The 25,616-nt window shown below is 64.2% G+C and carries 18 protein-coding genes, 3 tRNA genes, 2 rRNA genes, 11 pseudogenes and 8 other annotated features; of the genes and pseudogenes, 12 read left to right on the plus strand and 22 right to left on the minus strand.

Annotated elements, in window-relative coordinates:
- Positions 1-722: 722 nt before the first annotated feature.
- Positions 723-1,872: pseudogene (locus tag DA06_RS27985) on the plus strand (FAD-dependent oxidoreductase); the annotation flags it as partial.
- 107 nt (positions 1,873-1,979) lie between these two features.
- Here the strand turns inward: DA06_RS27985 and DA06_RS27990 are convergent.
- Complete coding sequence (locus DA06_RS27990; protein WP_043509027.1) at positions 1,980-2,171, minus strand: YaaC family protein; 192 nt, start codon at positions 2,169-2,171, stop codon at positions 1,980-1,982.
- 208 nt (positions 2,172-2,379) lie between these two features.
- Positions 2,380-3,724, plus strand: a sequence feature (23S ribosomal RNA rRNA prediction is too short).
- A gap of 57 nt (positions 3,725-3,781) precedes the next feature.
- Positions 3,782-4,198, plus strand: a sequence feature (most likely nonfunctional fraction of RNA operon).
- Positions 4,199-4,222: 24 nt separating this feature from the next.
- Positions 4,223-4,697: a sequence feature (23S ribosomal RNA rRNA prediction is too short), on the minus strand.
- A 1,447-nt stretch (positions 4,698-6,144) separates the two neighbouring features.
- Between DA06_RS27990 and DA06_RS27995 the strand changes: the two genes are divergently transcribed.
- Together DA06_RS27995 and DA06_RS28000 are read left to right on the plus strand one after the other, a co-directional pair.
- Complete coding sequence (locus tag DA06_RS27995) at positions 6,145-6,384, plus strand: hypothetical protein (RefSeq protein WP_418606605.1); 240 nt, start codon at positions 6,145-6,147, stop codon at positions 6,382-6,384.
- Positions 6,385-6,386: 2 nt separating this feature from the next.
- Positions 6,387-6,716 carry an ABC transporter permease subunit gene (locus tag DA06_RS28000; protein ID WP_418608279.1) on the plus strand — a complete coding sequence of 110 codons (330 nt, stop codon included), beginning with the start codon at positions 6,387-6,389 and terminating at the stop codon, positions 6,714-6,716.
- 780 nt (positions 6,717-7,496) lie between these two features.
- Positions 7,497-7,845, plus strand: a sequence feature (23S ribosomal RNA rRNA prediction is too short).
- A gap of 66 nt (positions 7,846-7,911) precedes the next feature.
- Positions 7,912-8,145: a sequence feature (23S ribosomal RNA rRNA prediction is too short), on the plus strand.
- A 126-nt stretch (positions 8,146-8,271) separates the two neighbouring features.
- On the opposite strand, the pseudogene DA06_RS28005 reads toward DA06_RS28000, so the two are convergent.
- Together DA06_RS28005 and DA06_RS28010 are read right to left on the minus strand one after the other, a co-directional pair.
- Positions 8,272-8,496 (minus strand): annotated as a pseudogene (locus DA06_RS28005) (glycosyltransferase); the annotation flags it as partial.
- Positions 8,438-9,022 (minus strand): hypothetical protein, encoded by a 585-nt coding sequence (locus tag DA06_RS28010; RefSeq protein ID WP_418606606.1) that lies wholly within the window; start codon positions 9,020-9,022, stop codon positions 8,438-8,440. The pseudogene DA06_RS28005 and the gene DA06_RS28010, both read right to left, overlap by 59 nt.
- A gap of 1,128 nt (positions 9,023-10,150) precedes the next feature.
- Here DA06_RS28010 and DA06_RS28015 point away from each other — a divergent pair.
- A pseudogene (locus DA06_RS28015) lies at positions 10,151-10,626 on the plus strand (ABC transporter permease subunit); the annotation flags it as partial.
- Positions 10,627-10,831: 205 nt separating this feature from the next.
- Here the strand turns inward: DA06_RS28015 and DA06_RS28020 are convergent.
- The 4 genes and pseudogenes from DA06_RS28020 to rplM all read right to left on the minus strand — a co-directional run.
- The gene (locus tag DA06_RS28020; protein WP_418606607.1) at positions 10,832-11,179 is read right to left on the minus strand and encodes a WXG100 family type VII secretion target; all 348 of its coding nucleotides are present in this window, start codon (positions 11,177-11,179) and stop codon (positions 10,832-10,834) included.
- A gap of 628 nt (positions 11,180-11,807) precedes the next feature.
- A complete protein-coding gene (locus tag DA06_RS28025; RefSeq protein ID WP_418606608.1) occupies positions 11,808-12,086 on the minus strand; it encodes a hypothetical protein in 279 nt (92 codons plus the stop codon).
- Positions 12,044-12,187: pseudogene (locus tag DA06_RS28030) on the minus strand (hypothetical protein); the annotation flags it as partial. The pseudogene DA06_RS28030 and the gene DA06_RS28025, both read right to left, overlap by 43 nt.
- A gap of 161 nt (positions 12,188-12,348) precedes the next feature.
- Positions 12,349-12,692, minus strand: a pseudogene (gene rplM, locus DA06_RS28035) (50S ribosomal protein L13); the annotation flags it as partial.
- A 195-nt stretch (positions 12,693-12,887) separates the two neighbouring features.
- Here rplM and narY point away from each other — a divergent pair.
- A pseudogene (narY, locus tag DA06_RS28040) lies at positions 12,888-13,297 on the plus strand (nitrate reductase subunit beta); the annotation flags it as partial.
- On the opposite strand, the gene DA06_RS28045 reads toward narY, so the two are convergent.
- From DA06_RS28045 to DA06_RS28075, 7 genes and pseudogenes are all read right to left on the minus strand, one after another.
- On the minus strand, positions 13,276-14,127 hold the full coding sequence (locus DA06_RS28045) for a hypothetical protein (protein WP_418606609.1): 852 nt from the start codon (positions 14,125-14,127) through the stop codon (positions 13,276-13,278). The pseudogene narY and the gene DA06_RS28045 sit on opposite strands and share 22 nt — an antisense overlap.
- Entirely contained in the window at positions 14,103-14,528 is a 426-nt protein-coding gene (locus DA06_RS28050) for a metallophosphoesterase family protein (RefSeq protein WP_418606610.1), read from the minus strand. The genes DA06_RS28045 and DA06_RS28050 overlap by 25 nt, the downstream gene beginning before the upstream one ends.
- 241 nt (positions 14,529-14,769) lie before the next feature.
- Positions 14,770-14,886, minus strand: a 5S ribosomal RNA gene (rrf, locus tag DA06_RS28055).
- Positions 14,887-15,052: 166 nt separating this feature from the next.
- Positions 15,053-15,591, minus strand: a sequence feature (23S ribosomal RNA rRNA prediction is too short).
- Positions 15,592-15,609: 18 nt separating this feature from the next.
- Positions 15,610-15,987 (minus strand): annotated as a pseudogene (locus DA06_RS28060) (preprotein translocase subunit SecA); the annotation flags it as partial.
- A gap of 21 nt (positions 15,988-16,008) precedes the next feature.
- Positions 16,009-16,081, minus strand: a tRNA-Phe gene (locus tag DA06_RS28065).
- Between the two features lie 42 nt (positions 16,082-16,123).
- Positions 16,124-16,197 (minus strand) — tRNA-Asp (locus DA06_RS28070).
- Positions 16,198-16,245: 48 nt separating this feature from the next.
- A tRNA-Glu gene (locus tag DA06_RS28075) sits at positions 16,246-16,319 on the minus strand.
- Positions 16,320-16,855: 536 nt separating this feature from the next.
- On the opposite strand from DA06_RS28075, the gene DA06_RS28080 reads away from it, so the two are divergent.
- Positions 16,856-17,173 carry a recombinase family protein gene (locus DA06_RS28080; protein ID WP_418606611.1) on the plus strand — a complete coding sequence of 106 codons (318 nt, stop codon included), beginning with the start codon at positions 16,856-16,858 and terminating at the stop codon, positions 17,171-17,173.
- A gap of 611 nt (positions 17,174-17,784) precedes the next feature.
- On the opposite strand, the pseudogene DA06_RS28085 reads toward DA06_RS28080, so the two are convergent.
- Positions 17,785-18,301 (minus strand): annotated as a pseudogene (locus DA06_RS28085) (cytochrome c oxidase subunit II); the annotation flags it as partial.
- Here DA06_RS28085 and DA06_RS28090 point away from each other — a divergent pair.
- Positions 18,302-18,667, plus strand: a complete 366-nt coding sequence (locus tag DA06_RS28090; RefSeq protein ID WP_418606612.1) for a CheR family methyltransferase — start codon at positions 18,302-18,304, stop codon at positions 18,665-18,667. It abuts the pseudogene before it with no gap.
- Positions 18,661-19,237: pseudogene (locus DA06_RS28095) on the plus strand (DNA gyrase subunit A); the annotation flags it as partial. The gene DA06_RS28090 and the pseudogene DA06_RS28095, both read left to right, overlap by 7 nt.
- Positions 19,238-19,266: 29 nt before the next feature.
- Here DA06_RS28095 and DA06_RS28100 read toward each other — a convergent pair.
- The gene (locus tag DA06_RS28100; protein WP_052437113.1) at positions 19,267-19,614 is read right to left on the minus strand and encodes a sugar phosphate isomerase/epimerase family protein; all 348 of its coding nucleotides are present in this window, start codon (positions 19,612-19,614) and stop codon (positions 19,267-19,269) included.
- A gap of 179 nt (positions 19,615-19,793) precedes the next feature.
- On the opposite strand from DA06_RS28100, the pseudogene DA06_RS28105 reads away from it, so the two are divergent.
- Together DA06_RS28105 and DA06_RS28110 are read left to right on the plus strand one after the other, a co-directional pair.
- Positions 19,794-20,102: pseudogene (locus tag DA06_RS28105) on the plus strand (ABC transporter substrate-binding protein); the annotation flags it as partial.
- 77 nt (positions 20,103-20,179) lie between these two features.
- Positions 20,180-20,696, plus strand: a sequence feature (23S ribosomal RNA rRNA prediction is too short).
- A gap of 4 nt (positions 20,697-20,700) precedes the next feature.
- Positions 20,701-21,027, plus strand: coding sequence for a glycosyltransferase (locus tag DA06_RS28110; RefSeq protein ID WP_418606613.1), 327 nt, complete (start codon positions 20,701-20,703; stop codon positions 21,025-21,027).
- 488 nt (positions 21,028-21,515) lie between these two features.
- On the opposite strand, the gene DA06_RS28115 is transcribed toward DA06_RS28110, so the two are convergent.
- The 3 genes from DA06_RS28115 to DA06_RS28125 form a co-directional block, all read right to left on the minus strand.
- Positions 21,516-21,902, minus strand: a complete 387-nt coding sequence (locus DA06_RS28115; protein ID WP_418606614.1) for a DUF6541 family protein — start codon at positions 21,900-21,902, stop codon at positions 21,516-21,518.
- Between the two features lie 82 nt (positions 21,903-21,984).
- Positions 21,985-22,215, minus strand: coding sequence for a hypothetical protein (locus tag DA06_RS28120; RefSeq protein WP_418606615.1), 231 nt, complete (start codon positions 22,213-22,215; stop codon positions 21,985-21,987).
- The gene (locus DA06_RS28125; RefSeq protein WP_418606616.1) at positions 22,185-22,325 is read right to left on the minus strand and encodes a hypothetical protein; all 141 of its coding nucleotides are present in this window, start codon (positions 22,323-22,325) and stop codon (positions 22,185-22,187) included. Before DA06_RS28125 ends, DA06_RS28120 begins: the two co-directional genes overlap by 31 nt.
- Before the next feature lie 118 nt (positions 22,326-22,443).
- Positions 22,444-23,037 (plus strand) — a sequence feature (23S ribosomal RNA rRNA prediction is too short).
- Between the two features lie 404 nt (positions 23,038-23,441).
- Between DA06_RS28125 and DA06_RS28130 the strand changes: the two genes are divergently transcribed.
- Positions 23,442-23,819, plus strand: a complete 378-nt coding sequence (locus tag DA06_RS28130; RefSeq protein WP_418606617.1) for a hypothetical protein — start codon at positions 23,442-23,444, stop codon at positions 23,817-23,819.
- A gap of 42 nt (positions 23,820-23,861) precedes the next feature.
- Here DA06_RS28130 and DA06_RS28135 read toward each other — a convergent pair.
- Positions 23,862-24,286 (minus strand): annotated as a pseudogene (locus tag DA06_RS28135) (PstA family ABC transporter permease); the annotation flags it as partial.
- Positions 24,287-24,313: 27 nt separating this feature from the next.
- Here DA06_RS28135 and DA06_RS28140 point away from each other — a divergent pair.
- Positions 24,314-24,685 carry a hypothetical protein gene (locus DA06_RS28140; protein ID WP_418606618.1) on the plus strand — a complete coding sequence of 124 codons (372 nt, stop codon included), beginning with the start codon at positions 24,314-24,316 and terminating at the stop codon, positions 24,683-24,685.
- Positions 24,686-24,791: 106 nt separating this feature from the next.
- On the opposite strand, the gene rrf (DA06_RS28145) is transcribed toward DA06_RS28140, so the two are convergent.
- Positions 24,792-24,908: ribosomal RNA gene (rrf, locus tag DA06_RS28145) — 5S ribosomal RNA — on the minus strand.
- A gap of 218 nt (positions 24,909-25,126) precedes the next feature.
- Positions 25,127-25,558, minus strand: a complete 432-nt coding sequence (locus DA06_RS28150) for a hypothetical protein (protein ID WP_418608469.1) — start codon at positions 25,556-25,558, stop codon at positions 25,127-25,129.
- Between the last annotated feature and the right edge of the window lie 58 nt (positions 25,559-25,616).

Below are 25,616 nucleotides of genomic sequence, written 5' to 3' on the forward strand. Positions count from 1 at the left end.
GACAGCACTGCTGATATGCACGAACCTGGCTACGCCAGCGGACACCACGCAGACGCAACCAAGCCCGGAAGAGCAGCGTTGGCGGCGACGAGGGCCGGAAGGTCGCGGGACGATGCGTCCGGATTGCCAGCCGCATTCACGACGGCACGAGCGCCGCGGAACGCTCCGCAAGCCTCTCGACCACCTGCGACTCAGACACCACGCAGTCCGCTGCAGCGTCGAGCGTTGTACCAGGCAATCGAGGCGCACTGAGGCGTAACACCTTCATCCCTAGTCGCTCAAGCGCAAGGCAGGTAGCTGAGCCGACGAACCCTGATGCACCAAGGACGACGACGCGTTCGGGATTGCTCATGCTGTACTCCTAGCTGCACGCTCGAGGAGGTCGCTGAGGCGATCGGCAGCAACTTCCTCGCTGTATCGCTCGAGGTAGTGTGCCCTGCCGGCAGCACCGAGCGACTGCCGCCTCGATGGGCGCGGCCACGGCGTCCACGTGACCGTTCTGGACCGGAAGGGTGTCGCAGGTGACTCGTCGTGGGGCAACGCCGGTTGGCTCGCCCCCTCGCTCACCCTGCCGCTTCCCGGAACCTTCCGTCCTTCGTACGGGATCCGAGCCGTCTTCGACACGCTCGTCCCCCCGTCTAGTTCCTCCCGCCGCCGATCCCATCCTGCGGTTCCTCACGACCTTCGCCATGCACTGCACCCGCTCGAGGTGGGAAGCCGCCATGGCGGTGTTCGCAGAGGTCAACCGGATCGCGCTCGGCGCCTATGACGATCTCGTCGACGGCGGCATCTCAGAACCGGTGCGACCGGCGGAACCGTTCCTGGCGGGCTTCGCCACGGACGCAGATCGAGAGGTTCTGGCCGAAGAGTTCCGTTACGCCAACGCCCACGGGGCAGACATCGACTACACGTTGATCTCCGGGGACCAGGCGCGCGCCATGGAGCCGGTCCTCGGCGACGGCGTGCGCGCCGCCATCCGGATCGAGGGGCAGCGCTATATCGATCCTCCCCGGTTCATCAGCTCCGTGGCCGATGCCGTCCGGGCACGGGGAGGCGTGATCGTCGAGGACTTCGACGTCGACGACATCGTCGACCACGGTCGGCGCGGCGTGGAGGCCGTCGGAAGTGGCGGTGACACGCGTTCGGCGGACGTCGTCGTCATCGCCAACGGAGCGCGCCTGAACTCTCTCGCGCGCAAGTTCGGTGTCCGTACCATCGTGCAGGCCGGACGCGGGTACAGCTTCAGCGAGGTGGCCGCCGGCACGGTGAAGACGTACGCGCGGCACGAGATGCTCGAGCTCGTCGTCGTCGACGGGCGGGCGCGCGGGATCATCGTCCGCGACATGGTCACCGGGGAGATCGAGACCCACATGGCCGACGTCGTCGTGCTCGCCACCGGCGGCTACGGCAACGTCTTCTTCCTCTCCACCAACGCGATGGGGTCGAACGTCACCGCCACCTGGCGGGCCCACCGCAAGGGTGCCTACTTCGGCAACCCCTGCTACACGCAGATCCACCCCACGTGCATCCCGGTCGCCGGCGAGTACCAGTCGAAGCTGACGCTCATGTCCGAGTCGCTCCGCAACGACGGACGCATCTGGGTGCCGAAGCGCCCTGAGGACTGCACCAAGGACCCGCGGCAGATCCCCGAGGAGGACCGCGACTACTACCTCGAGCGCATCTACCCCCTCGCACCTCGTCCGCCGCGCATCGCCTCGCGTGCGGCCAAGTACGTGTGCGACGAGGGGCGCGGGCGTCGGCCCGGAGGTCGAGGGCGTGCGCCGCGGCGTGTACCTGGACTTCTCCGAGGCGGTCCGGCGCATGGGCAGCGGGGGCCGTGTCCCTCGAAGTACGGGCAACCTCTTCGACATCATCGCGATGAGCTGCAGGTGTCCGATCTTCAGTCATCCGTCGATGCCTGGGCTTACCCGGGAGGCAACCACGCTTTCCCAGTCGGACCAGCATCCGACGCTCTCCTGTTAGCCGTCATCCTCGCTCAGGCGGTACAACTCGCCCCATAGCAATTCCGGCACGGCGTCAATCGCCGAGTCGAGCAGGAACTCGATCCTCGACGCGATCTGGCTGTCGGCGAGGGTGAGCGTTTCCGTCCACCTGCTGGGGGCGTACCTCGCGAGCATCGATAGGGCATAAAGCACGGTCCACCACGACATCAGGGGCCGGAGTGCTCGTGCGCTCTCCCCGGCACTAGGCAGGAGAATAGCCGTCCGCCTGTAGTAGTCAGCGCCTTGAAGTTCCGCGATGCCGGGTACATCACGGCTCTTAGTTGATCAGGGCTGGCGACGAGCACCAGACAACGACCCTCATTGTGGCTCCAGCGAACATTGCCTTCGTCGTCAAGGGCAACTTCGAGGTCGCGCAAAGCAGGGTACCGAGCGAGAAGCGCACGGACTACTTCGCTTTTTGAAGAATGAGCCTGCGAGTTAGTGGCATGTGGCGAGGTTAACCCGGGTGGGGGAAGCCGTAGCGAAAGCGAGTCCGAACAGGGCGCACCAGTCGCGTGCTCTAGACCCGAAGCGGAGTGATCTACCCATGGGCAGGTTGAAGCACGTGTAAGAGCGTGTGGAGGACCGAACCCACTTAGGTTGAAAACTGAGGGGATGACCTGTGGGTAGGGGTGAAAGGCCAATCAAACTCCGTGATAGCTGGTTCTCCCCGAAATGCATTTAGGTGCAGCGTCATGTGTTTCTTGCCGGAGGTAGAGCTACTGGATGGCCGATGGGCCCTACAAGGTTACTGACGTCAACCAAACTCCGAATGCCGGTAAGTGAGAGCATGGCAGTGAGACTGCGGGCTAAGGTTCGTGGTCGAGAGGGAAACAGCCCAGACCACCGGCTAAGGCCCCCAAGCGTGTGTAAGTGGGAAAGGATGTGGAGTTGCACAGACAACCAGGAGGTTGGCGCCGCCCACACGGCAAGGCGAACGTCTTCCGCCCTCGTCTCCGCGGTACCGACAGGTCGAGCTTGATGCGGTGCATCAGGCGGGTACTCCACCGTCAAGTAGCCGCCCGGGGCAGGAACGGCCTCCTCAACGACGTCCTCGGCTCGGACACGAGCGGTAACCGCCGTGCCGGCGTCGACAAACCAGACGACAAGCTCGCGGTCGCCAAGACCGAGCCACCCGTGATCCCAAGCCAGCACCTCGCATGCGCTGTCGCCATGTCCCCGCGAAACGGCTCCTCCGCATGCCACGTCCACAGCGAAACTCCGGCGAACACCACACCGAGGACGGCAAAGACAGCGATAAGGCTGACCGGTACAAGCGGATCATGGCCCCGTCGCCGCCACCCGGACATCTCCGGCGATCCGACGTGGCGCCCGACCTCTCCTCCCCGCTCCCGACACCACTTCATCCGGGCCCAGGCCCATTACCCACAACACACCAAGAACTAGAACCGCTGAGGGGTGAGGCCACTAGCTGGCTAGCCCTTTCGGGCCGCAGAGACCAGGGAGAAGCGACTGTTTACTAAAAAACACAGGTCCGTGCGAAGTCGCAAGACGATGTATACGGACTGACGCCTGCCCGGTGCTGGAAGGTTAAGAGGACGGGTCAGCCGCGAGGCGAAGCTCAGAATTTAAGCCCCAGTAAACGGCGGTGGTAACTATAACCATCCTAAGGTAGCGAAATTCCTTGTCGGGTAAGTTCCGACCTGCACGAATGGCGTAACGACTTCTCCGCTGTCTCGACCGCGAACTCGGCGAAATTGCACTACGAGTAAAGATGCTCGTTTCGCGCAGCAGGACGGAAAGACCCCGGGTCCTTTACTATAGCTTGGTATTGGTGTTCGGTACGGCTTGTGTAGGATAGGTGGGAGACCGTGGAAGCCGCCACGCCAGTGGTGGTGGAGTCGCCGTTGAAATACCACTCTGGTCGTACTGCACATCTAACCTCGGTCCGTGATCCGGACCAGGGACAGTGCCTGGTGGGTAGTTTAACTGGGGCGGTTGCCCCTGTAACGGAGGCGCTCAAAGGTTCCCTCCAGCCTGGTTGGCCAATCAGGTGTCGAGTGCAAGTGCACAAGGGAGCTTACTGCATGGTCGGTCCTTCGCCGGTACGGGAATATCAACCCGTTGTCCATCGACTACGCCTGTCGGCCTCGCCTTAGGTCCCGACTTACCCAGGGCGGATTAACCTGGCCCTGGAACCCTTGGTCATTCGGCGGACGGGTTTCTCACCCGTCATTCGCTACTCATGCCTGCATTCTCACTCGTGTGGGATCCACCACTGGGTCACCCCGCAGCTTCACCTCCCACACGACGCTCCCCTACCCACCCGCGCCCTGAACACCCCTCGAGGGGATGCTGGGGTGTGCGCGGATGCCACGGCTTCGGCGGTGTGCTTGAGCCCCGCTGAATTGTCGGCGCAGAATCACTTGACCAGTGAGCTATTACGCACTCTTTCAAGGGTGGCTGCTTCTAAGCCAACCTCCTGGTTGTCTGTGCAACTCCACATCCTTTCCCACTTAGCACACGCTTGGGGGCCTTAGCCGGTGGTCTGGGCTGTTTCCCTCTCGACCACGAACCTTATCGCCCGCAGTCTCACTGCCATGCTCTCACTTACCGGCATTCGGAGTTTGGTTGACGTCAGTAACCTTGTAGGGCCCATCGTCGCGGCCGTCCTCATCGCGACCACGGGATGGTGGCGTGCCGACGCGTTGGCGTCCTTCGCCATCGGGGTCATGATCCTCCCTCGCGCATTCTCGCTGCTGCGGGACGTGATCGAGGTACTGATGGAAGCGACTCCGAGGAACGTCGATCTCGCGGGCGTCGGTCCCACCTGCTCGAGGTGCCGGGCGTGGCCGTCCACGACCTGCACGCCTGGACCATCACCAGCGGAATGCCCGCGCTCTCGGCGCACATCGTGATCGATGCTGACGAGCTCGACCCGGCTCTGGAGTGCGCGACGTGGATGCGCTCAACCGCTGCCTCACCGGACACTTCGACATCGACCACAGCACGCTGCAGATCGAACCCCTTGGACACCGGCAGCATGAACCGGTCTTCCACAGCTGATCACGCCCCACCGCAACGCCGCCACGAGCGGACCTCGAGAAGGAGCAGAACCGTGACATACGACTCGACCTCTTCCAGCTGCTGCCACGCCCCGGCGCGAACGGAAAGCCTTCTAGCAGCACTCTGTCTCGAAAGCTGCATTGAGATTCAGCTGCTAACTGAAGAGGGCTCCAAGGAATTTAAGCTAACGAGTGCCGCCCTTGGGTTTTGTTATGGGAGGGTGTCCCCCCCAGACGGGACTCTCGATTTTGGCGCGTCTTCTGACCCAGACGACGACGTCGTCGCCCAAGGAGCGGTTACCGAGCATATCGCCCGCACGAATACATCACCGGACAGGCTGTACGGCACAGTTCGAATGAGCTCGGGTGTAGTTACAGGCCAGGACCATGCCTCCGGTGACGGTTCCTCAACCGGGAGGGCCTCGGTGGCTCGGCCTGCCGCCATCTCCCGTGAGGTGTCGGCAGGCCAGGTATGTCAGTGGGCGGGGCGATCGTCGAAGGCGTGGCCCCCGCCACATCCGTCCGGGCCCCCGCCGGACGGCGGTGCAGTCGCGAAGTCAGAGGTTCCCGAGGCGCACCCGCTCGAGACGCCCCGTTCGCCTCGACGCTGAGCGGTTCAGCGAAAGCTTCACCGACCAACCACGCTTGGCACCGGAGCGCAGGTGCTGAACGTCGAGACGAGCGGGAATCGGCGACGCTACCTGGTTCAGGTCAGCGTCCAAGGTGGCCGCGCAGTGGGAGCCGACAGCAGGACGTTCATGGTCACCCCGCGCGCGTCGCCGAGATTCTCGTGGCCCTCAGTGGGCAGCTCGTGTCACGAGTCGGACGGGTGACCAAGCTGGAAAATCTGAACACGACGGCGGACGGTGCCACCGCAGTTCTGACCATCGAATCCCGCACCGCCTACCCCGAGGAGGTGTAACTGTGTCGGACAAGATGACCTTCCCCGCTCAGTACGTAGAGAAACTGCACAAGGAGCGGGACGACATGCGCACCACGGCGAGATCAAGATCGTTCTCCCCGAGGACGCCGCCGAGGCCGAGCTCGTCCACCCCAAGCCGGAGTGGTGACCTTCCGGTGTCCGGGACCCTTCTCTTCCAGGCCTCGTCCTCGGGGTGCTGCTCGGCGGGCTGTACGCGCTGCTCGCGGCCGGGCTGACGCTCTACTTCGGCATCATGCGGGTGGTGATGCTGGCGCACGCCGCCTTCATCGTCCTGTCCGCGTACATCTCCTGGCGCTTCGCGCAGGTGACCGGGCTGGACCCGATGCTCTCGTTGATCGCCACCGTGCCGGCCTTCGCGCTCGGCTACGCCATCCAGCGCTTCCTGCTCACGCGGCTGAAGCCGGCGACGTGACGATGATGTCGGTGCTCCTCACCTTCGCAATCGCGCTGGTGATCGAGGGCGTCCTAGGCATGGTGTACTCGGGCACCCAGCGGCGCATCAACCTGCCGTACGGCGCGGACAGCATCGGATTCCTCGGTGCGCGGATCCCGGTGGTGCAGATCATCTCCTTCGCGCTGGCCGCCGTCTCCCTGGTCGTCCTCTACCTCGTGCTGAAGAAGACCAGGTTCGGGCGGGCTCTGCGAGCGACCATCCAGCACCCGCAGGCCGCGCAGCTGGTCGGGATCGCTGGACGGCGACGACCGGGATCCCTGCGGCGGCCGCAACGTCGATCGCGTTCGTGATCTGGGGCAGGGAGTCGGCGTGGGGCGGGTACTGGATCTCCAGCGGTCCGTCGAAGTACTCCTGCTGGACGTCGATGAGGATCAGTGCGCGGCGGGGGCTGGTCATGGTTGAGGTTCTCCTCGGTTCGGTTCTTGCCGCCCTGTGGCGACATCACCAGTCTGGGCGGCCGGCACACCGCCGACCAGTGGCACGGATGCACCGCTACGATGCATCTGTGCCATCTGATCCGAGCCGCCTGCGCATCGCCGTCTACGCCTTCGACGGTGTCACCATGTTTCACCTAGCAGTCCCCCAGCTCGTCTTCGACGAGGTCGCACATCTGGGGCTCGGCGCGTGGGAGACGGTGCTGTTCTCCGACCGGCCCGGGGTCTCGCACCGCCGAGGGGTACCGCATCGGCCGGATAGGCGGCCCGCGTGAGACGGAGGATCCGACGCGTCGTCGGTGGCCCGTCATGGTTCGTCGGGTTCCGGGGAACCGTTTGAGCGTTACTGGATGACTTGCGCGATGTTCAACGAACCCCGATTTCGGCATCTGTCGCATAACTGGCCGCCGTTTGGCGTGCATCCCAAGAGAGAACTCGGTCACGCGCGCTCAACGGCTGGCTATCTATAGCAAAAAGCACCAGGGGGCGGGGAGCGTTTTGCATCGTGGCCCCTTTTTTTCAGGGAACGCGAGCGAAACTTCATTCCCAGGTAGGGTGACACGGTCGCCGCGCTTCGCTCGTGGCTGCGCGCTGCCTGGAGATCACCCGTGCAACCTCGAAGTATCCACGGTTCGAGAGGCATTGGCACTGGACGACCTTACAGTCGTCCAACGTCGCGGTTAAGAACTGCCATCGAAGGATTCGTGACACACCCAATCTCCGCGGTGTGCTCTGTGGTGTAGTGAGAAGTCGCGGTGTAGTCGAACGGTCTGGGAAGGCCGGGCACAGTGGGTGAGACCCCCCGTAGACGAAACGTCGTGGCCTCCTTGCAGGGATCCCGAGTAGCACGGGGCCCGTGAAATCCCGTGTGAATCTGCCAAGACCACTTGGTAAGCCTAAATACTACCTGGTGACCGATAGCGGACAAGTACCGTGAGGGAAAGGTGAAAAGTACCCCGGGAGGGGAGTGAAATAGTACCTGAAACCGGATGCTTATCCGTCGGAGCCTCCATGGCTGGGGGTGACGGCGTGCCTTTTGAAGAATGAGCCTGCGAGTTAGTGGCATGTGGCGAGGTTAACCCGGGTGGGGAAGCCGTAGCGAAAGCGAGTCCGAACAGGGCGCACCAGTCGCGTGCTCTAGACCCGAAGCGGAGTGATCTACCCATGGGCAGGTTGAAGCACGTGTAAGAGCGTGTGGAGGACCGAACCCACTTAGGTTGAAAACTGAGGGGATGACCTGTGGGTAGGCGGAACTGGCTTCGGTTTGCGCGGTCTGAGTGAATGCGTGATCTAATGCATCCATAACGTATTCACCCACCGACTCGTTTGCGATCCTATGAGCGAACGCCACAGCGTTCCGCTTGTAGTTATCGACACGGCCTGGGTCGTTGATCAGCTGCTTAATCGCTATTGCGAGCGCGCAACTGTCGCCAGCAGGAACAACTATCCCAGCGTGCGCAGCAGAAACCATCTCGTCACTCACCGCTTCGTCAGTCGCGATGAGCCCAATGCCGGCATTGAGCGCTTCATTTACGACGACGTTCCAACCGTCAAAGGTGCTCGGCACTATACAGACATCATATGGTCGCAGTCTCTCTACAACTTCGGCCGAGTTCCCCGCTCCGAGGTACTCCACGTTCGGGTGTTTCGCGGCCAAAATGCTCTATCTCAGCGAGAAGCTCGCCATATCCACCTACGAAATCAAGTCGCCAGTCTCCGCCTGAAAGCCGATCGATAGCCTCCATCAGAACGTGCACGCCTTTGAACTGCCGCCGTAGGCCGACGTAAACGAAGCGGAGAGGAAGTTGGGTCGTACCCGACTCTACGACCGGCACGACATGATGCGCTGGCGGGCTGTACATGTATGGATACAGCACCTCTCCCCGAAACCCTAAGCGCCGATACTCTTCAACGCCGCGGCGCCCCAGTGCGAAGAACAATTGGATCCTGCTGCCGTATCTGAGGCTCAAAGTACGGTAGTACGCGATAGACAACATTCGTCCGAACAGATTGAGGATGTCGCGGACTCCGGCTCGCAGTGCGGCGAGGCCGACCTCGTGTCCACCGTCGGACACCAGCACGACAACGATGGTCGGGAAGTGCTGTCCGAACTGTTGCACGAAGTCGAGAGCTCGATCGACCGGTGTGTTCGGGCCGATCACAAGGACATCGGGCAACGGGCCGTAGAGGGCGGACAAGGATCGGCGGGGGCCCCGGCAGCGGCTGTTCCGTCTCTTCCGAACTCCACTTGCTCACAACGATGAGCGCACACGGGTCCAGTGCGACGTCGTCGACTGTCTTTCCGCAGAAGGCGCACAACACATCACGGGTCATTCGCCAAGCATGGTCGAACGGGCGCGCCATGACCGCAGGACGCGACGGGCGCGTGTTGAGAACGGACTCTGCTACTACCGCCCCTTACTCAACACGTCTCGCTGCCAGTTGACGTGACAGTGCATCTCAAAGCGCACGAGCAAGGTGTCGCAACCAACGTTTATGCAACACGGTTGACTGCAGCATCCGCTGCCACTTGAAGTACCCCGCCCCTCTCGACCAATCTTTCGCGCGGCACCAATCCATAGAGCCGGTGCGGATACGGTGACCGCATGACGGCCCAGGCGCTCGCTTCGATGGCGAACTTCCGCTTGCTCGGGCGGCTCCTGGCCGTCGGCATCTGTGTTGGCGCGCTGATCGGTGCGACGTTAGCCGCGGTGGTCATCGCACTGGTCGCAGTGGTCCTAACTGGATGGGACGACCCGATGCGGAACCTGCAATCGAGCAGAGGGCGCCCAGTGGCTGGGATCACGTCATGTTAATAGTGTCTTGCAGGACCCATTACTTGAGGCAGGCCCGCTATGGAGTGCCGACAGCACGCCGGCACCTAACAGGGCGGTTATGGACGCTCCTTGCGACGCGAGCGTCCATAACCGTTCGTGCTTGATACTCGGCCGGGAAGTGGGTTGTCGCTAGCTCAGCAGGAGTTGTCCAGTGAGACCGACAAGTCCTATCAGAGTGGCCACGATGACCATCGGAGCCCACCACCGCAGGAACCGCCGGCTCTCCGCTGGGACGTAAGCGTCTCCAGCCTGATCAGCACCACGAAAGAGAACACCACGATGCGGCCAAGCCGGCGAGCGAGGCGGCACCGAGAGCGGTCTGCACAATCGAACCTAGAACCGAGCGTCGCCGAGGTGTGGCAATTTCCGCCACACTGGCGCCGGACCGTGCGTATCGTCCGTACGGGTGAGAAACGATGAGGAGCGGGCCGCTGCCGCCGCCGATCCGCGCCCTTCCTCAACGGCCTGCTCGGCGGTCAGGGCTTCGACGTCTTCACCCTCGTCATCGCGGCGATCGGGGTGGCCGGGTACGCCTTCAACGCCTACCGCACGCGGCGCCGCCAGATCGAGTACAAGCAGCCCGTGGAGTCCATGCCGCTCTTCGTGCTCAAGCTGGTCCTGGTGGCGGCGGTCGTCATGGCCTTCGCCTACCAGCTCTCCCGGAGCCGCGGGCTGCCGATCGTCCTCCTCCTCCTGGCGCTGCTGATCCTCGCCGGCGTGCGAAGCGCAGCATCTTCGGGCGGCACGTCTACGCCATCGGCGGCAACCTCGCTGCGGCGCAGCTCTCGGGCGTGAAGGTCAAGAAGGTGAACTTCTGGATCTTCGTCAACATGGGCTTCCTGGCCTCCGTCGCCGTCGTGTACTCGTCGCGCTCGAACGGCGCACAGCCCGCCGCGGGCAACATGTTCGAGCTGGACGCGATCGCCGCGGCCTCACCATCTTGAGTGTCGGGACGGCCGGACGATCCGAGCGTCTCCTGGCCACGGACTCACCATACGCGCCCGGAACCATTGACATGCAAACGGTTGCACGCAACCATCGCTCCCCAACCGGGACACCAACGGGCGTCCCCACTGAGGAGGTGAGGGACGATGGGCGTTCTCGACTGGCTCGTGCTCGGCGGCTACTTCTTCGTCATGGTCGCATCGGGCTGTGGGCCAAGGCCCGCATCCACGACTCGAGCGACTTCTTCGTCGCGGGCGGCAGATGCCGTGGTGGCTCTCCGGCATCTCGCACCACATGTCCGGCTACAGCGCCGCGGTGTTCGTCGCTACGCCGCATCGTCTGCTGCGCCCCGGTGGTGAACTGCTGGTAGGACTCGTTGAACCGCACCGAGGCCTGGTCCGTGACGAACCCGGACTCCACCAGCCCCTGGATCTGCGCCTGCAGCCGGTTCAGGTCCGCGATGATCTGGTCCTTCGCCGTGACCAGGTTGTTGGCCTCGCGCTGCATCTCGTCGTAGGAGACGTTGATGTTCGACATCGTGCGTCACTCCCCCTCGTGGGATCGAGGACCCGCCGCCTGCCGGCGGGATCCGCTGGGAACATTCCTACCGGTCCGAAATGCGCCTTGTCGCCCACCGACCATGGGGACAACTCCCCTACCGCCCCGCTCGGGCGGGGAGAACTCCCCCGCGCTCGTCAGGTGGGCGTGGCGAAGACGGACGCAGCACGACGATCGCCGCACCGGTCGCGCACCGCGGCGACGAGCGCGGCGGCCGGTGCCGACCTCCTCGCGGACGGCCATCTCGCAGTGGCCGCACGTCATGCCGGTCACCTGGTACTCGAGCTCGTTGATGCTCACAGCTTCTCCCCTCTCCTTGGAGGTACCCCCCTGGGGGGGTACCTGTGTGTGCAACGTACACGCCTCCGCCCGTATTCCCCGTCAACCCCCCCCCGGTGCAGTGCGGACGGGACGTGGGGGCACGACACAGCCGGCCCCGCTTCTCTAGATACCCCCCTACTGGGGTATACGGGTCGCGAAGGGCGTACCCCCCGCCCGGGGGGTATGCGTCAGTGTCCCCTGTTCTCAGCGCCTCCTGGCGCGTCAGAACCTGGATGAGGGCCAGGGCGGCTTCTGCCGGCCATGCGTGAAGGAGACGAGAGCTTGACTACTGCAGGGACGGGGGCGGCGTGGCGCGATCGTGCCGCTGCTCGTGATTGCCACGGCACAGCTGATGCTGGTGCTGGGCGGCGGCCTCGAGCAGCGCGATCGTGTAGGGGTGCATCGCGCCGGTGAAGAGGGCCTCGCTCTCGGCGACCTCGACGATCTGGCCCAGGTACATCACCGCGACGCGATCACAGAGGAACCGCACCACGCGCAGGTCGTGCGAGATCATGATCAGCGTCAGCTCTCGCTCCCTGCGGAGCTTGCTGATGAGGTTGAGCACCCTGGCCTGGACCGAGGCGTCCAGGGCGGAAGTAGGCTCGTCGCAGAGAGGATCTTCGGATCGAGCAGCAGAGCGCGCGCTATGCCGACACGCTGGAGCTGCCCACCGGAACACTCGCTGGGGTAGCGGTCGAGGTAGGTCGCGTCGAGCCCACCTCGTCAAGTCTCTCGGCGACTCGCGCACGCCGGTCCTGGGGCTCGCAGATCCGGTGCTGCGCCAGGACCGCTGTGAGACTCTCCCCGATGGTCATCCGCGGATCCATTGCCGCGTGCGGATCCTGGAAGACGATGCCGCGGACAGCCTTCTCCACGGCGCGCTCCGGGAACCGGGCGAGCAGCTCGGCGTAGTTGGTGGCCTTCAGCCCGCCCGGGTAGCCGGAGTGGCGGTACGCGATCTTGTTCTCGCGCTTGCTTCCGGTCAGAGCAACCTTGTCAGCGTTGATGACGATGACGAAGTCGCCGTTGTCCACGTGCGGGGCGAAGGTCGGCTTGTGCTTCCCACGGAGCAGGGTGCGACCTGGGTCGCCAGTCGGCCGAGGACGACGTCGTAGCGTCGATGACGTACCAGTCTTCGTGACGTCGCCGGGCTCGGTGTGTACGTGCGCACGGGCGTAGCCTCGGTTCTTCAGCGTTCTCTCGTCGGGGTGCAGCTATGGCGGCACTGCGGACCCATGGTCTGGTTCTTGCTCGCTGCCTGCATCCGCGCCCAGAACCGGCGAGTGGGAGCACCGGGGAGCGCATGGGATGCACACGAGGGTCCAAGACTACCGGCACGCGACTGCGGGGTCAAAGTTCCGCCAGACGCCCCGGCCTCGGCTACCCGCGCACGTACGAGGACCAGGACACCTGGGAGGGCGGCTGGGTCCGCAACCGGCGGGGCAAGCTCAAGCTCCGTGCGGGCGGCCGGCTGAAGAAGCTCGCCACGATCTTCTCCAACCCCAAGCTGCCGACGATCCACGACTACTACGAGCCGTGGACGTACGAGTACGACATGCTTCTCTCGGCACCCGCCGACTCCCGGCACACCCCGGTGGCGCGGCCCAAGTCGCTGCTCACCGGCGAGGACCACAAGATCGAGTGGTCGGCGACTGGGACGACCTCGGCGGCTCGCAGGAGATCGCCGTGGAGGACCCGGTCCTCAAGCACATGAGCGAGCACGTGGCCATGGAGTTCGAGAAGACCTTCATGTTCTACCTGCCGCGAATCTGCGAGATCTCCGTGGCGGAGGCGTCAGGCTTGTCCCGACGAAGCGACTTCAGGTACTCGATCACCACGGGGCGCTGCACCGAGATGGCTTTGTAGATCTGGGACTGGAAGCCCTCGGTCTGGGCCGCGCCCCCTGGCTTTGTCGACGAGTGCACCCCGGCGCCACCCCCGTCAGTCGCGGGGGGGCATAAGTCAGTTTCGGTGTCAGTCATTGGGGCTCCCCCCGCTCTGCATGGGGGGCGCCAATCAAGGGGCGCCCTAGTGATCTGACGATCGTTTCCCACCCGTGCACTCCCGCGCGTACGAGTTTTTGGGACGAGGGATGTTTGGGAGTAATTTCGTGCGGTCGGCGTGAGAGGGCGGGGCAGGGGGCGCCCATAGGGGGTCAGGGAGTCGAGGAGGGTGGCGCACCCCGCGGGTGCGATGACCACCGTGGGGGTCGAGATGATGATCAGCGAGGCCAGCGTGGTGACCCGGTCGCTCATCCGGTACTGCCGCACTGCCATCCACGCCCCGAGCGCCACCCCGAGGACGATGCCGAGCAGCGATCCCGCCGCCACCAGGCGGAGGGAGACGAACATCCGCGTCCCGATCTCCTCGTTGACGCTGGCCCCGAAGGGCGTGCGCCCCCAGTCCCACTGCGTGACGACCCCGCTCAGCCACGTCCAGTAGCGCTCGAGGAGCGGGACCTGGTCGCTGAGGTTGTACGACCGCAGCGCGTTCTCGATCGACGCGGGGTCGACCGGGGGGTTGCGCTGCTCGTACAGCATCCTCGGATCCAGCTGGGTGGCGGCGAGGATGTACACCAGGCTCACCGCGACGAAGAGCAGGACCACGTAGTTGAGGATGCGGAGAGGAACAGGAGCATGCTCTGGCTTCGGCAACGTCGTAGTTGTCGATGTCGAAGCTGCCTCCGAACGTGAACGGGGGAACCCTCGAGACCCTCCTGCAGGCGTGAGACCGGGAAGTACTTCTCCAGCATCAGGCGGCCGTTGCGGTCCTCCGAGTAGTCGTGGTTCCCCCACGAGACCATGAGGGGGATGTCCGCCTCCTCGAGGGCTCGAGCCGCGGGCTCGACACCTCGCCACTGGTGCTCGTCGTCCAGGTACTCGCGGTTGACCCAGTCACCGGCGTGGATGACCAGCTCGGTCTTGCGCTCGTCGGCGTTGTCGACGATGTGCTCGAACATCTCGTTGGCCATCCACGGCGTCGCCTCGGCGAGCTGGGTGTCCGGCACGTGGCTGAAGCCCCAGTCGAAGTCGGCGACGGAGCCAGCTGCAGCAGGCAGTGGTTCCGGTCATCACCGGAATGCCGATGTGTGGCCCCTCGAGGTGCCGAGCCACTGCGCCACTCGAGCGCCGCCTGTCCCCGTACCGGTTCCGTGGCGTTGAGGTAATCCCGATAGCCCTTGGGATGATGGCGCCCTGGGATGCAGAAATGGCCCTCACCGGGTGGTGAGGGCCATTTCTGGGATGGGTGTTCGGCGGTGTCCTACTCTCCCACACAGTCTCCCGTGCAGTACCATCGGCGCTGAGGGGCTTAGCTTCCGGGTTCGGAATGGGACCGGGCGTTTCCCCCTCGCTGTGACCGCCGTAACTCTATGGAGATATCGGTGCCCGACCGGCCGGGTCGGGGGTGCGTATCTCGGGAACCGCACAGTGGACGCGTAGCACTCTTCGTTTCTTCCAATCACGTGTTGGTGTTGTGGCAAGTTGTCGGCCAATTAGTACCGGTCAGCTCCACGCGTTGCCGCGCTCCACGCCGGCCTATCTCTCACGACGTTCTAAACCCAGCTCGCGTACCGCTTTAATGGGCGAACAGCCCAACCCTTGGGACCTACTCCAGCCCCAGGATGCGACGAGCCGACATCGAGGTGCCAAACCATGCCGTCGATATGGACTCTTGGGCAAGATCAGCCTGTTATCCCCGGGGTACCTTTTATCCGTTGAGCGACGGCGCTTCCACAAGCCACCGCCGGATCACTAGTTCCGACTTTCGTCCCTGCTCGACCTGTCAGTCTCACAGTCAAGCTCCCTTGTGCACTTGCACTCGACACCTGATTGCCAACCAGGCTGAGGGAACCTTTGAGCGCCTCCGTTACATTTTGGGAGGCAACCGCCCAGTTAAACTACCCACCAGGCACTGTCCCTGGTCCGGATCACGGACCGAGGTTAGATGTGCAGTACGACCAGAGTGGTATTTCAACGCGACTCCACCACCACTGGCGTGGCGGCTTCACGGTCTCCCACCTATCCTACACAAGTCTGCAGGGTGATCGTGGCGAGGGTCTGGTTCTCGGCCTTGATGGTCACCCCCTCCTTGGCCTCGATCGCCTGGTGCATGCCCTCGTTGTAGCGGCGCGCGAGCACCCGGCCCGTGTGCTCGTCGACGATGAGCACCTCGCCGTTCTTGACGATGTAGTCCTTGTCGCGCTTGAACAGCTCCTTGGCCTTCACGGCGTTGTTGAGGAAGCCGATGAGCGGGGTGTTGAGGGACTCGTAGAGGTTCTCGATGCCGAGGTAGTCCTCGACCTTCTCGATCCCGGGCTCCAGCACGCCGACGGTGCGCTTCTTCTCGTCGACCTCGTAGTCCTCCTCGCGCGTGAGGCGGGTGACGAGGCGGGCGAACTCGGCGTACCACTTGTTGGCGCTGAGCGGAACGGCTCCGGAGGGAGACGAGGAAGGCCCCCGCACCATCTGGTGCGGGGCCTTCGGCCGTGGCTCCGACCGGCGTCGATCCGGTGACCTTTCGATTTTCAGTCGAACGCTCTACCAACTGAGCTACAGAGCCCTGACACGAACGCCCGGTCTCTCGACCGGGCGTCCGTACCGGCGACCCCGACGGGACTTGAACCCGCGACCTCCGCCGTGACAGGGCGGCGCGCTAACCAACTGCGCTACGGGGCCTCGTGTGAGGCGTGGAGCCTGGTACTGCTGTCGTGCTTCTCCTGCTGGTGGTGCGTACCCCAACGGGATTCGAACCCGTGCTACCGCCGTGAAAGGGCGGGGTCCTAGGCCGCTAGACGATGGGGGCCCGTTACTGCTGTGGACGCCCGTGACGCCGGAGCGCCCCAAGACCTCGGACAGCATACGGGGAAGAAGCCTCCCGGAGCAAAGCTCGGCGAGGGTGTGCCGCTCGTCACTCGCGGTGCTCCCGCTCCGTATCTTTCTCGCTTCGCCCGGTGATCTAGAAGATGAGCGGTCCACCGTGCGTGCGTGCGTCGATGAGCACAACGTCGTCAGACTGGCGAGAGCAGGGTGACGTACGAGGTTGTGGAATGGAACCGTGTGCGCGGCACCGCGCGCCGGGCCCAAGAGGCGATCAACGAACTGATCGCCCGAGAGCCACTTCATGATCGTATTTGTTTCAAAGCGTGCTTTGGGGGGCAGCGCGCCCGGGGGCAGCCCCCCTGGGGGGTTTATACCCTCGGGGGCACCCGAGGGAAAGAGTTTCTTTCACCCGGGCCCTCCCTCGAAACTAGGGACAGATCGAGCAGCCCCATGCGAGATCTATGGGGTCGGCTTTCGTCGACGACTCTGACCCCCCGATAGGCGCATCGTCAAGTTGCGACAGGAGATCATCGACCGACACTCGGTGATGTTCGAATCGATCAGCGGCCTACGAGATTTGAAGGAACAATCGCTTATCGGGCTCGCCCGTGTGTCGACGAACTCCCAGGACCTCCAGCTGCAGCGCGACGCTTTCGAGGCTGCCAGCTGTATCCGGATCTTCGAGGAGAAGGTCAGCAGCCGATCGAGCAGGCGCCCTGGCTTGGAGCAGGCGCTGGACTTCCTCCGCGACGGCAGCGACACCCTTGTCGTCTGGAAGCTCGACCGTCTCGGTCGTCGACCAAAGAGATCCTCACCATCGCGGACAGTCTGAGCGACCGTGGGATCGGCCTGCGTGTGTTGAGCGGCACGCTCGTCGGCACCTACACGCCGACGGGAGAGGGGAAATTCTTCTTCACCGTCATGGCCGCGTTGCAGAGCTCGAGCGCGACATCAACCGTGAACGTACGATGGCCGGCCTCGCGGCTGCGCGCGCGCAGGGTCGAGTCGGCGGCCGACCCACGGGGCAAGCCCGGGCCCTCATCGTTCGACTTGCATGTGTTAAGCACGCCGCCAGCGTTCGTCCTGAGCCAGGATCAAAACTCTCCGTAAAAACACACGCCGAACCAACACCCCCAAAGGCACGGCCGACAATCCATACGGAGAACCCCACCCCCACCAACCGGCAGGACCAGGGCCAATCCAGGCCAACGCACCCGGCCCCGACAGGGCAGGACCAGGCACGACAACCAAAACAAAACAAAACCCCAGGCACCACGACACACCAACCACGAGGCCGGCCGCCACGACACCCAGAATTCAAATGGCATCAAAAACTTGGCACACTGTTGAGTTCTCAAAGAACAGACACACACCGGAGACAGAACCCGAAACAATTCCCGCTCTCGGACCCTCCGGGGCAACCTCTCAAACCTAACCACTCCGACCGGCGTGGAACTCCCCGCACAGCTCCGCGCACTTGCCGGAGTAGATGCCCTCCTTCTGCGGGGTGACCTGGAACGTGTTGGTCCGGCCCGGGATGATGTCGACCTTGTACAGGAAGGCCGGGATCCAGAACGCGTGGGCGACGTCGCGCGACTTCACGGTGAACGTGACGGTCTCGTCGACCGGCAGGTACAGGGTCGGCAGCGTCTCCTCGACGCCCTCCTGCCCGGTCAGCGAGATGCGGTCGCCCGAGAAGTAGACGTCCTCGGTGAGGTAGTTGAAGTCCCAGCTCCACTGCTTGCCGTAGACCTCGATCTCCTGGTCCGCGGGCTCGGCCTCGGCGTGATCTCCCCGCGGAGGAGGTGGTTCCGGCCGCCTGCGTCGACGGGGTCACGTCCTGGAAGTCGGCGGTGACCTTGCTCGAGAAGAAGAAGAGCACGCCGATCATCAGGACGGGCACGACGGTGTACATGAGCTCGAGCGGCACGTGGTAGCGCAGCTGCACGGGCAGACGGTCGTGCAGGACGCCCCGATCTCCCACGTCGACATCCTCGCGTGCCGCAACACGTTCATGTACTTCAACGCCGAGACTCAGGCGCAGATCCTCAACCGGCTCCACTTCGCGCTGCAGCCCGACGGCGTCCTCTTCCTCGGCAAGGCCGAGATGCTGCTGACCCACTCCACGCAGTTCCGGCCCGTCGAGCTCCGGCAGCGGATCTTCCGCAAGCTGCCCGGCTCCCCGCGCAACCGCAGCCTGATTCTGCCCCCGGCGCCCATCCCGCCGGCGACACCTCCGAGCTCGCGCGGCTGCGCAACGCCGCGCTCATGGCGACGTCCCCGGCGACGATCGTCCTGGACGTCGTGGGACACCTCGCGTCCCTGAGCCTGGACGGCTTCGTCCGGCACTGGGTCAACCACCAGATCGACGTCGTCGTCCGCCGCACCCGCTTCCTGCTGCGCAAGGCCGAGGAGCGCATCCACATCCTGCGGGCGTTGCTGAAGGCCCTCGACGCCCTCGACGAGGTCATCGCCCTCATCCGCCGCTCGCCCACCGTGGAGGAGGCGCGCACCGGCCTGATGGAGCTGCTCGACATCGACGAGATCCAGGCCGAGGCCATCCTCACGATGCAGCTGCGCCGCCTGGCCGCCCTTGAGCGCCAGAAGATCCTCGACCAGTACCAGGAGGAGGAGGCGAAGATCCGCAACTTCAAGGCGATCCTCGCGTCCCCGAGCGCCAGCGCCAGATCGTCGGCGAGGAGCTCACCACCATCGTCGACAAGTACGGCGACGAGCGGCGCACCACGATCGTGCCCTTCGACGGCGAGATGTCCTCGAGGACCTCATCCCCGAGGAGGAGGTCGTCGTCACCATCACGCGCAGCGGCACGCCAAGCGCACCGGACCGACACTACCGCTCGCAGCGGCGCGGCGGGCGCGTGGACGGGGCCTCGGTCATTCACTGCGTGGGTACTGCCAGAGATCCTCAGAAGTTGTAGCAGGTGAGGAACTCGAAGCTGTCCCGGGCGAACTCGATGTCGGCCGGGGCGCCGTCGCGCTCGACGACGTAGTAGTTCACCTTGCCCTGGGCGGCCTCGAGGATCGGCCCCCACTCCATGTCGCCCTCGCCGACGTCGCCCGGGATGCCCCGCGCGTCGCCGTTCAGGTCGCCGTCCTTGATGTGGAGCAGCTCGATGCGGTCCCCGTGCTCCTCGATCAGGCCCGCGACGACGCCCGCGTCCGCGGCCCAGAACGTGTCGAGCTGGAAGGTCACGTACCGGGGGTCCGTGTTCTCGACGATGATCTCCCACGCCGTCTTCGTCTCGCCGTCCACCTCGAACTGGGTGGTGAACTCCTGCTGGTGGTTGTGCCCGAAGACCTTGCCGGTGCCGTTCTCACCGACGCCTCGCCGAGGCGGTTCAGCGACTCGGCGATGTCGAGCACCTGGTCGTACGTGGTGCTCCCGTCCCGGGCGATCCCGGACAGGGCGAACCGCCCGAGCCCACGTACTTCTTGACCTTCCAGAACGGCACCCGGCTCACTGCGGAGACGGTGGCGACCGCCCTCAACTACGTTCTGGGGACGGACGCGCCGCCGCGCGCCTTCAGTCCTTCGGTCGTGTCGTCCGTCGAGGTCGTCGACGAGGACACCGTCCGCGTCGTGACCCCGGAGGAGAGCGCACTCCTGCCGTACCGGCTGGCCAGCGTGAACACAGGAATCCTCGCCCCCGAGGCATACACGGACGCGGGCACCGACCCGATGGGTACCTGCACCGGCCCGTTCGCCATCACCGACTCTGCGCCGGGCAGTCGCGTCCGTCTCGAGGCCCAACACGGACTACTGGGGTGGGGACGTGCCGCTCGACCGGGGTGGAGGTGCAGTTCATTCCGGAGGCACCGTAGTGGCATGTGGCGAGGTTAACCCGGGTGGGGAAGCCGTAGCGAAAAGCGAGTCCGAACGGAGGCGCACCAGTCGCGTGCTCTAGACCCGAAGCGGAGTGATCTACCCATGGGCAGGTTGAAGCACGTGTAAGAGCGTGTGGAGGACCGAACCCACTTAGGTTGAAAACTGAGGGGATGACCTGTGGGTAGGGGTGAAAGGCCAATCAAACTCCGTGATAGCTGGTTCTCCCCCGAAATGCATTTAGGTGCAGCGTCATGTGTTTCTTGCCGGAGGTAGAGCTACTGGATGGCCGATGGGCCCTACAAGGTTACTGACGTCAACCAAACTCCGAATGCCGGTAAGTGAGAGCATGGCAGTGAGACTGCGGGGCGTAAGGTTCTGGTCAGAGGGGAAACACCCAGACCACCGGCTAAGGCCCCCAAGCGTGTGTAAGTGCCCTCCAGTCGCCAGCGTCCCAGTTACGGTGGTCATTTTAACACTGAACGAGGAGGCCAATATCGCTCGCTGCATCGACACGGTGCGCTGGGCCAACCAAATCCTCGTTGTTGACAGCGGTTCCGAAGACGACACCGTGCTCATCTCACGCGCGAAGGGGGCTGAAGTAGACATCACACATTGGCGCGGGTATGGCGGTCAACGTGACTACGCATTGCGTCACCCCGGCGTGCGTAACGACTGGATCTATTTTGTCGATGCAGACGAATGGGTGTCGACGGACCTCGCTAATGAAATCGCTTCAGTACTTGCCCAGGACCCTCAGGAGATGGCATTCGCCCAGAGGTTTCGGCTCGTTTTCGAGGGCGTTGGATACGGCATTGCGGCTGGTATCCCAGCGTGCGAATGACAAGACTCCTATTACGACACCACGCGACTTTGGTAGCCAGAGTTTCAGCGAGCACCCCGCGGTTTCGGGAGAAGTTGGAATCCTAAACAATGATATTGTTGATGAGACGTTTTCCACCCGTCATCGTGGCTCCGTTGTCTGAAGTTTCAGATGAGCATCGTGGACTACGCCAAGCGTCACGGTGACATGACGACTTGCCCCAAGATACCTCCCGGCAACCGGCAGAACCTGCGTCACGCCCGCCCTACTCCACCGTGAACCTTTTTTCGGATCTGATCGAGCACAGAAAAAAGCTTTTCGTTCACATTTTTTTGGTCGAGTCGCTCGATCTTCTGGACCAGATTTTGAGGGGTTTGTTGTCGCGAGATAGCAACGAAAAGGCGGACGCTGCTCTCCTCTCATTTTCATGCGGTGGCAGGGGAGAAAACAAAGGGGGATAGTGAGTCCTCTGATCCAACGACGGAAAGGCAATGGAAAGGGTTGGGGGGTTAAATCCTCCCGCCTCCCTGGAGGTTGAAAAGGTGTCGGACCCTCAAACCTTTCTGCCAAAGATGAAGGTAGTGCGGATACAGCAGCTCGACCCCGAAGAAGGCGGGCAGATGTATCGCCGGGGTCCACGGGTCAGCGATCACCACCGCGTCGTGCGGAAGCGCCGCGCCCCACTGCCGCATCGCCGCAAGGCTCGGGCCGACCTGATGGGTGAACGCGATGTCGGCCCGTCGCTGGTCCCCACGGAAGCCCCCCGAGCTCGACCAGCCCGCGACCACGACAGCCAGCGACAGGACAGCCGCGACCGGTACGGTCCACTTCTTTCCGCGTCCGACAGCTCGCAGGACCATGCTCACGCTGATGCCCGCGAGCAGCGCCGCGAACACGCGAGAGCCTGGATGCGGCGCGCTTCGCCGTACCAGGGACCCACCAGACCGTGCATCGGCGCGTGGGGGCCGCCGTACGCGATCACGAAGAGCACGAGGAACCCTCCTTCGCGCTCGAGACGATGCCCTTGGTCTTTCCACGGGCCCCGCTCTCCGTCAGTCCCTCCATGAGTTCGGGCAGGTCCCTGCCTCCGGACTCGGCGAGGTTCAGGCGGCTGGTGGCCTCGGCGAACCGGAGGTAGGTGTCGACGCTCGCGATGACGATCCGGGCGTCGATGGTGATCAGCTCGATCCCGACCAGCGACACCCGCACGTAGCGTCGATGACCAGACCCTTGTCGAGAATGTTGACGACGTCCGCCAGCGATGCGGACGACGGACGGTCGACGTACCCGCCCCGGGACCTCGTGGTAACTGCACTCATCGTGCCTCCTACCTACTTTCCTCGGCGTACTCGTCCTCGGCGCCCTCTGCGGGGGCCTCCTCGTACTCGTCCTCGGCGCCTCTGCGGGGCCGCCTCGTACTCCTCCTCGGCGCCTCCTCCGGGACCTCCTCGTACTCCTCCAACAGGGCGCACCAGTCGCGTGCTCTAGACCCGAAGCGGAGTGATCTACCCATGGGCAGGTTGAAGCACGTGTAAGAGCGTGTGGAGGACCGAACCCACTTAGGTTGAAAACTGAGGGGATGACCTGTGGGTAGGGGTGAAAGGCCAATCAAACTCCGTGATAGCTGGTTCTCCCCGAAATGCATTTAGGTGCAGCGTCATGTGTTTCTTGCCGGAGGTAGAGCTACTGGATGGCCGATGGGCCCTACAAGGTTACTGACGTCAACCAAACTCCGAATGCCGGTAAGTGAGAGCATGGCAGTGAGACTGCGGGCGTAAGGTTCGTGGTCGAGAGGGAAACAGCCCAGACCACCGGCTAAGGCCCCAAGCGTGTGCTAAGTGGGAAAGGATGTGGAGTTGCACAGGACAACCAGGAGGTTGGCTTAGAAGCAGCCACCCTTGAAAGAGTGCGTAATAGCTCACTGGTCAAGTAGCCGCCGCCGAGATGCTGAAAAGCGTCGCGTGAGACGCAGCTGCCGTACAGCAGGGCGCGGACGCGCTGGGTCACGGGCATCCTCCCCGAGGTTCCCGGCCCGTCCTTCACCGCTGGAGTGTCGCACGCGGGGCGGCTCTATTTTGGCTTTTCAGCTGGCCGGAACTGCCGTTCCGAAAACCCTCATACCGGAATTGCCGCCCCGCTAATGTCCGAGACCAACCCCGTCCGCCGCGTCGATCCGGCGCACCCCTGGCGGAGCAGTCGGGCTGGCTCGACCCGGGTTGGAGCAGGCCATGCCGGCACAAGGTGATGACCGTCTACGGCACGCGTCCCGAGGCCATCAAGGTGGCCCCGGTCGTCCGTGCGCTCGAAGAGTCCCCGGTGCTGACCACCGTCACCGTCTCCCACCGGTCAGCACCGCGAGATGCTCGGCCAGGTCCAGCACGTCTTGGTTCCTGTACCGCATCCTCTTCCTGCTCTACGCCGAGGCGTCCCCGGAGATGGGCGTCCTCCCCAATGGGGCGTCCGAGTACGAACGCGGCTACAGCCTCGACCGCCTTCGCGACCTCACGCTCGTCGAGCTCACCTCCCCGCGCGCCAAGGAGAGCACCCACCTTTATCAGTCCCTGGCCGTGCTTTTCCGGCTCGTCAACGAGGGGCACAACGGCGCGCCTTCCGCCGACGACGCAGGCGCGGCCCTCGAGGGGCTCACCTTCCGCAACCTCAAGGCCGACCTTTTCGACTCGGAGGCGACGGCCCTCATCGACGAGGTCGCTCGGGACGGACGCACTGCAGCAGGTGCTCCGACACCTCCTGCTCAGCAAGGAGGCCCGCGGCAAGGACCGTGGCTTCATCTCGTACGCCGAGCTCGGAATTAACCAGCTCGGCGCTCTACGAGGGCCTCATGTCCTACACCGGGTGGCCCAGGCCCGCTCGACCCCGACACCACCCTGCGCGTACTGGCGGTAGGCGAACACCGGGAGCGTCGCCATGCGGCCCTCGAAGGGGTCGTTGTTCGTGGTGGCGATGATGCCCGTGGTCATCAGCAGCGGGGCGGTCTCGCCGATCACGCGGGCGATCGCGATCATCACGCCGGTGGTGATGCCGGCGATGGCGGTCCGGAGCACCACCTTGACCACGGTGAGCCACTTCGGCACGCCGAGGGCGTAGGAGGCCTCGCGCAGCTCGTTGGGGACGAGGCGCAGCATCTCCTCCACGGAGCGCACCACCACCGGGGTCATGAGGACGGCGAGCGCGACGGCCCCATGAACGCGGAGCGGTAGGCGGGCCCGACGATGATCGTGAAGAACGCGAAGGCGAACAGGCCGGCGACGATGGACGGGATGAGGTCCCGAAGACGTGGGACGAGCTGATGACCCTCACCCAGACCATCGCCGACGAGCAGGGCTCGGACACCACCAAGCCCTGGTGCGCGGGCATCGAGTCCGGTGGGGCCACCGGCTGGCCGGCCACCGACTTCATCGAGGACATGGTGCTGCGCTCCGCGGGCGACGTGTACGACCAGTGGGTCGCAGGCGAGATCCCGTTCAACGACCCGCAGATCGCCGAGGCGGTCGACATGGCCGGAGACATCCTCAAGAACCCCGACTACACCAACGGCGGCCTCGGCGACCCGCGCACCATCGCGACCACGTCGTCAACGACGGCGGCCTGCCGATCCTCGACGGCGAGTGCTTCATGTACCGCATGGCGTCCTTCTACGAGGGTCCTGGTTGTTCCCTGACGTGGACATATTTCCTCTCGCGGACTTATTCCGCATGCATCTGTGCTGGATGTTCGAGAAACGCAAGGAGCCGCAACTGTAAAGTTGCGGCCTCCTTGTAACGGGTGTTCGGCGGTGTCCTACTCTCCCACACAGTCTCCCGTGCAGTACCATCGGCGCTGAGGGGCTTAGCTTCCGGGTTCGGAATGGGACCGGGCGTTTCCCCCTCGCTGTGACCGCCGTAACTCTATGGAGATATCGGTGCCCGACGGCCGGGTCGGGGGGTGCGTATCTCGGGAACCGCACAGTGGACGCGTAGCACTCTTCGTTTCTTCCAACACGTGTTGGTGTTGTGGCAAGTTGTCGGCCAATTAGTACCGGTCAGCTCCACGCGTTGCCGCGCTTCCACGCCGGCCTATCAACCAGTGGTCTGCTGGGGGCCTTCGGTGCCCGGTCGCAGGATCACTGCCTGGTCTGCTGCTCCGGCAGGGTGTCCCAGAACGACGTGTCCGCCGTCTCGATGGAGCCGTCCGCGATCGCCCGCGCGGTGGCCTCGAGCGTGACCACGGTCTGACGGATCAGGTAGCCGTTGCTCTTCTGGCCGAGGATCGCCCACTCACCCTCGTGGTCGGCCATGCCCCTCATCTCGAACAGCAGCGTGGCGATGCCGTACTCGGCCGCGATTCCGTTGCGTCCGATGGTGTTGGCGGTGCCGCCGACGTACTTGCCGATGTGCCCCAGCCGGTCGGGTCGACGGCGTCGTAGACGACCGAGCCCAGCCGCTTGGAGCTCTCGACCAGCTCGGGCGAGACGGAGCTCGTGGTCGGGTAAAGCATCGACCGGAGACCAGCTGGCCGTCGACTCGCTCTGGGTGCGGTGGTGCAGGTCGATCATGTAGTCGATGTCGTACTTGCTGCTGCCAATCGAGTCCGGATTCGACAGCGCGGAGATC

This window comes from Georgenia sp. SUBG003 (assembly GCF_000715355.2).
GTDB lineage: Bacteria > Actinomycetota > Actinomycetes > Actinomycetales > Actinomycetaceae > Georgenia.

Excerpts from the sequence above, each read along its gene's own strand:
- DA06_RS27990 (WP_043509027.1), bottom strand. The coding sequence starts at position 2,171 with ATGTCGTGGTGGACCGTGCTTTATGCCCTATCGATGCTCGCGAGGTAC.
- DA06_RS28000 (WP_418608279.1), top strand. The coding sequence starts at position 6,387 with ATGATGTCGGTGCTCCTCACCTTCGCAATCGCGCTGGTGATCGAGGGC.
- DA06_RS28020 (WP_418606607.1), bottom strand. The coding sequence starts at position 11,179 with ATGTCGAACATCAACGTCTCCTACGACGAGATGCAGCGCGAGGCCAAC.
- DA06_RS28125 (WP_418606616.1), bottom strand. The coding sequence starts at position 22,325 with ATGAGTGCAGTTACCACGAGGTCCCGGGGCGGGTACGTCGACCGTCCG.
- DA06_RS28130 (WP_418606617.1), top strand. The coding sequence starts at position 23,442 with ATGGGCGTCCTCCCCAATGGGGCGTCCGAGTACGAACGCGGCTACAGC.
- DA06_RS28140 (WP_418606618.1), top strand. The coding sequence starts at position 24,314 with ATGACCCTCACCCAGACCATCGCCGACGAGCAGGGCTCGGACACCACC.
- DA06_RS28150 (WP_418608469.1), bottom strand. The coding sequence starts at position 25,558 with ATGATCGACCTGCACCACCGCACCCAGAGCGAGTCGACGGCCAGCTGG.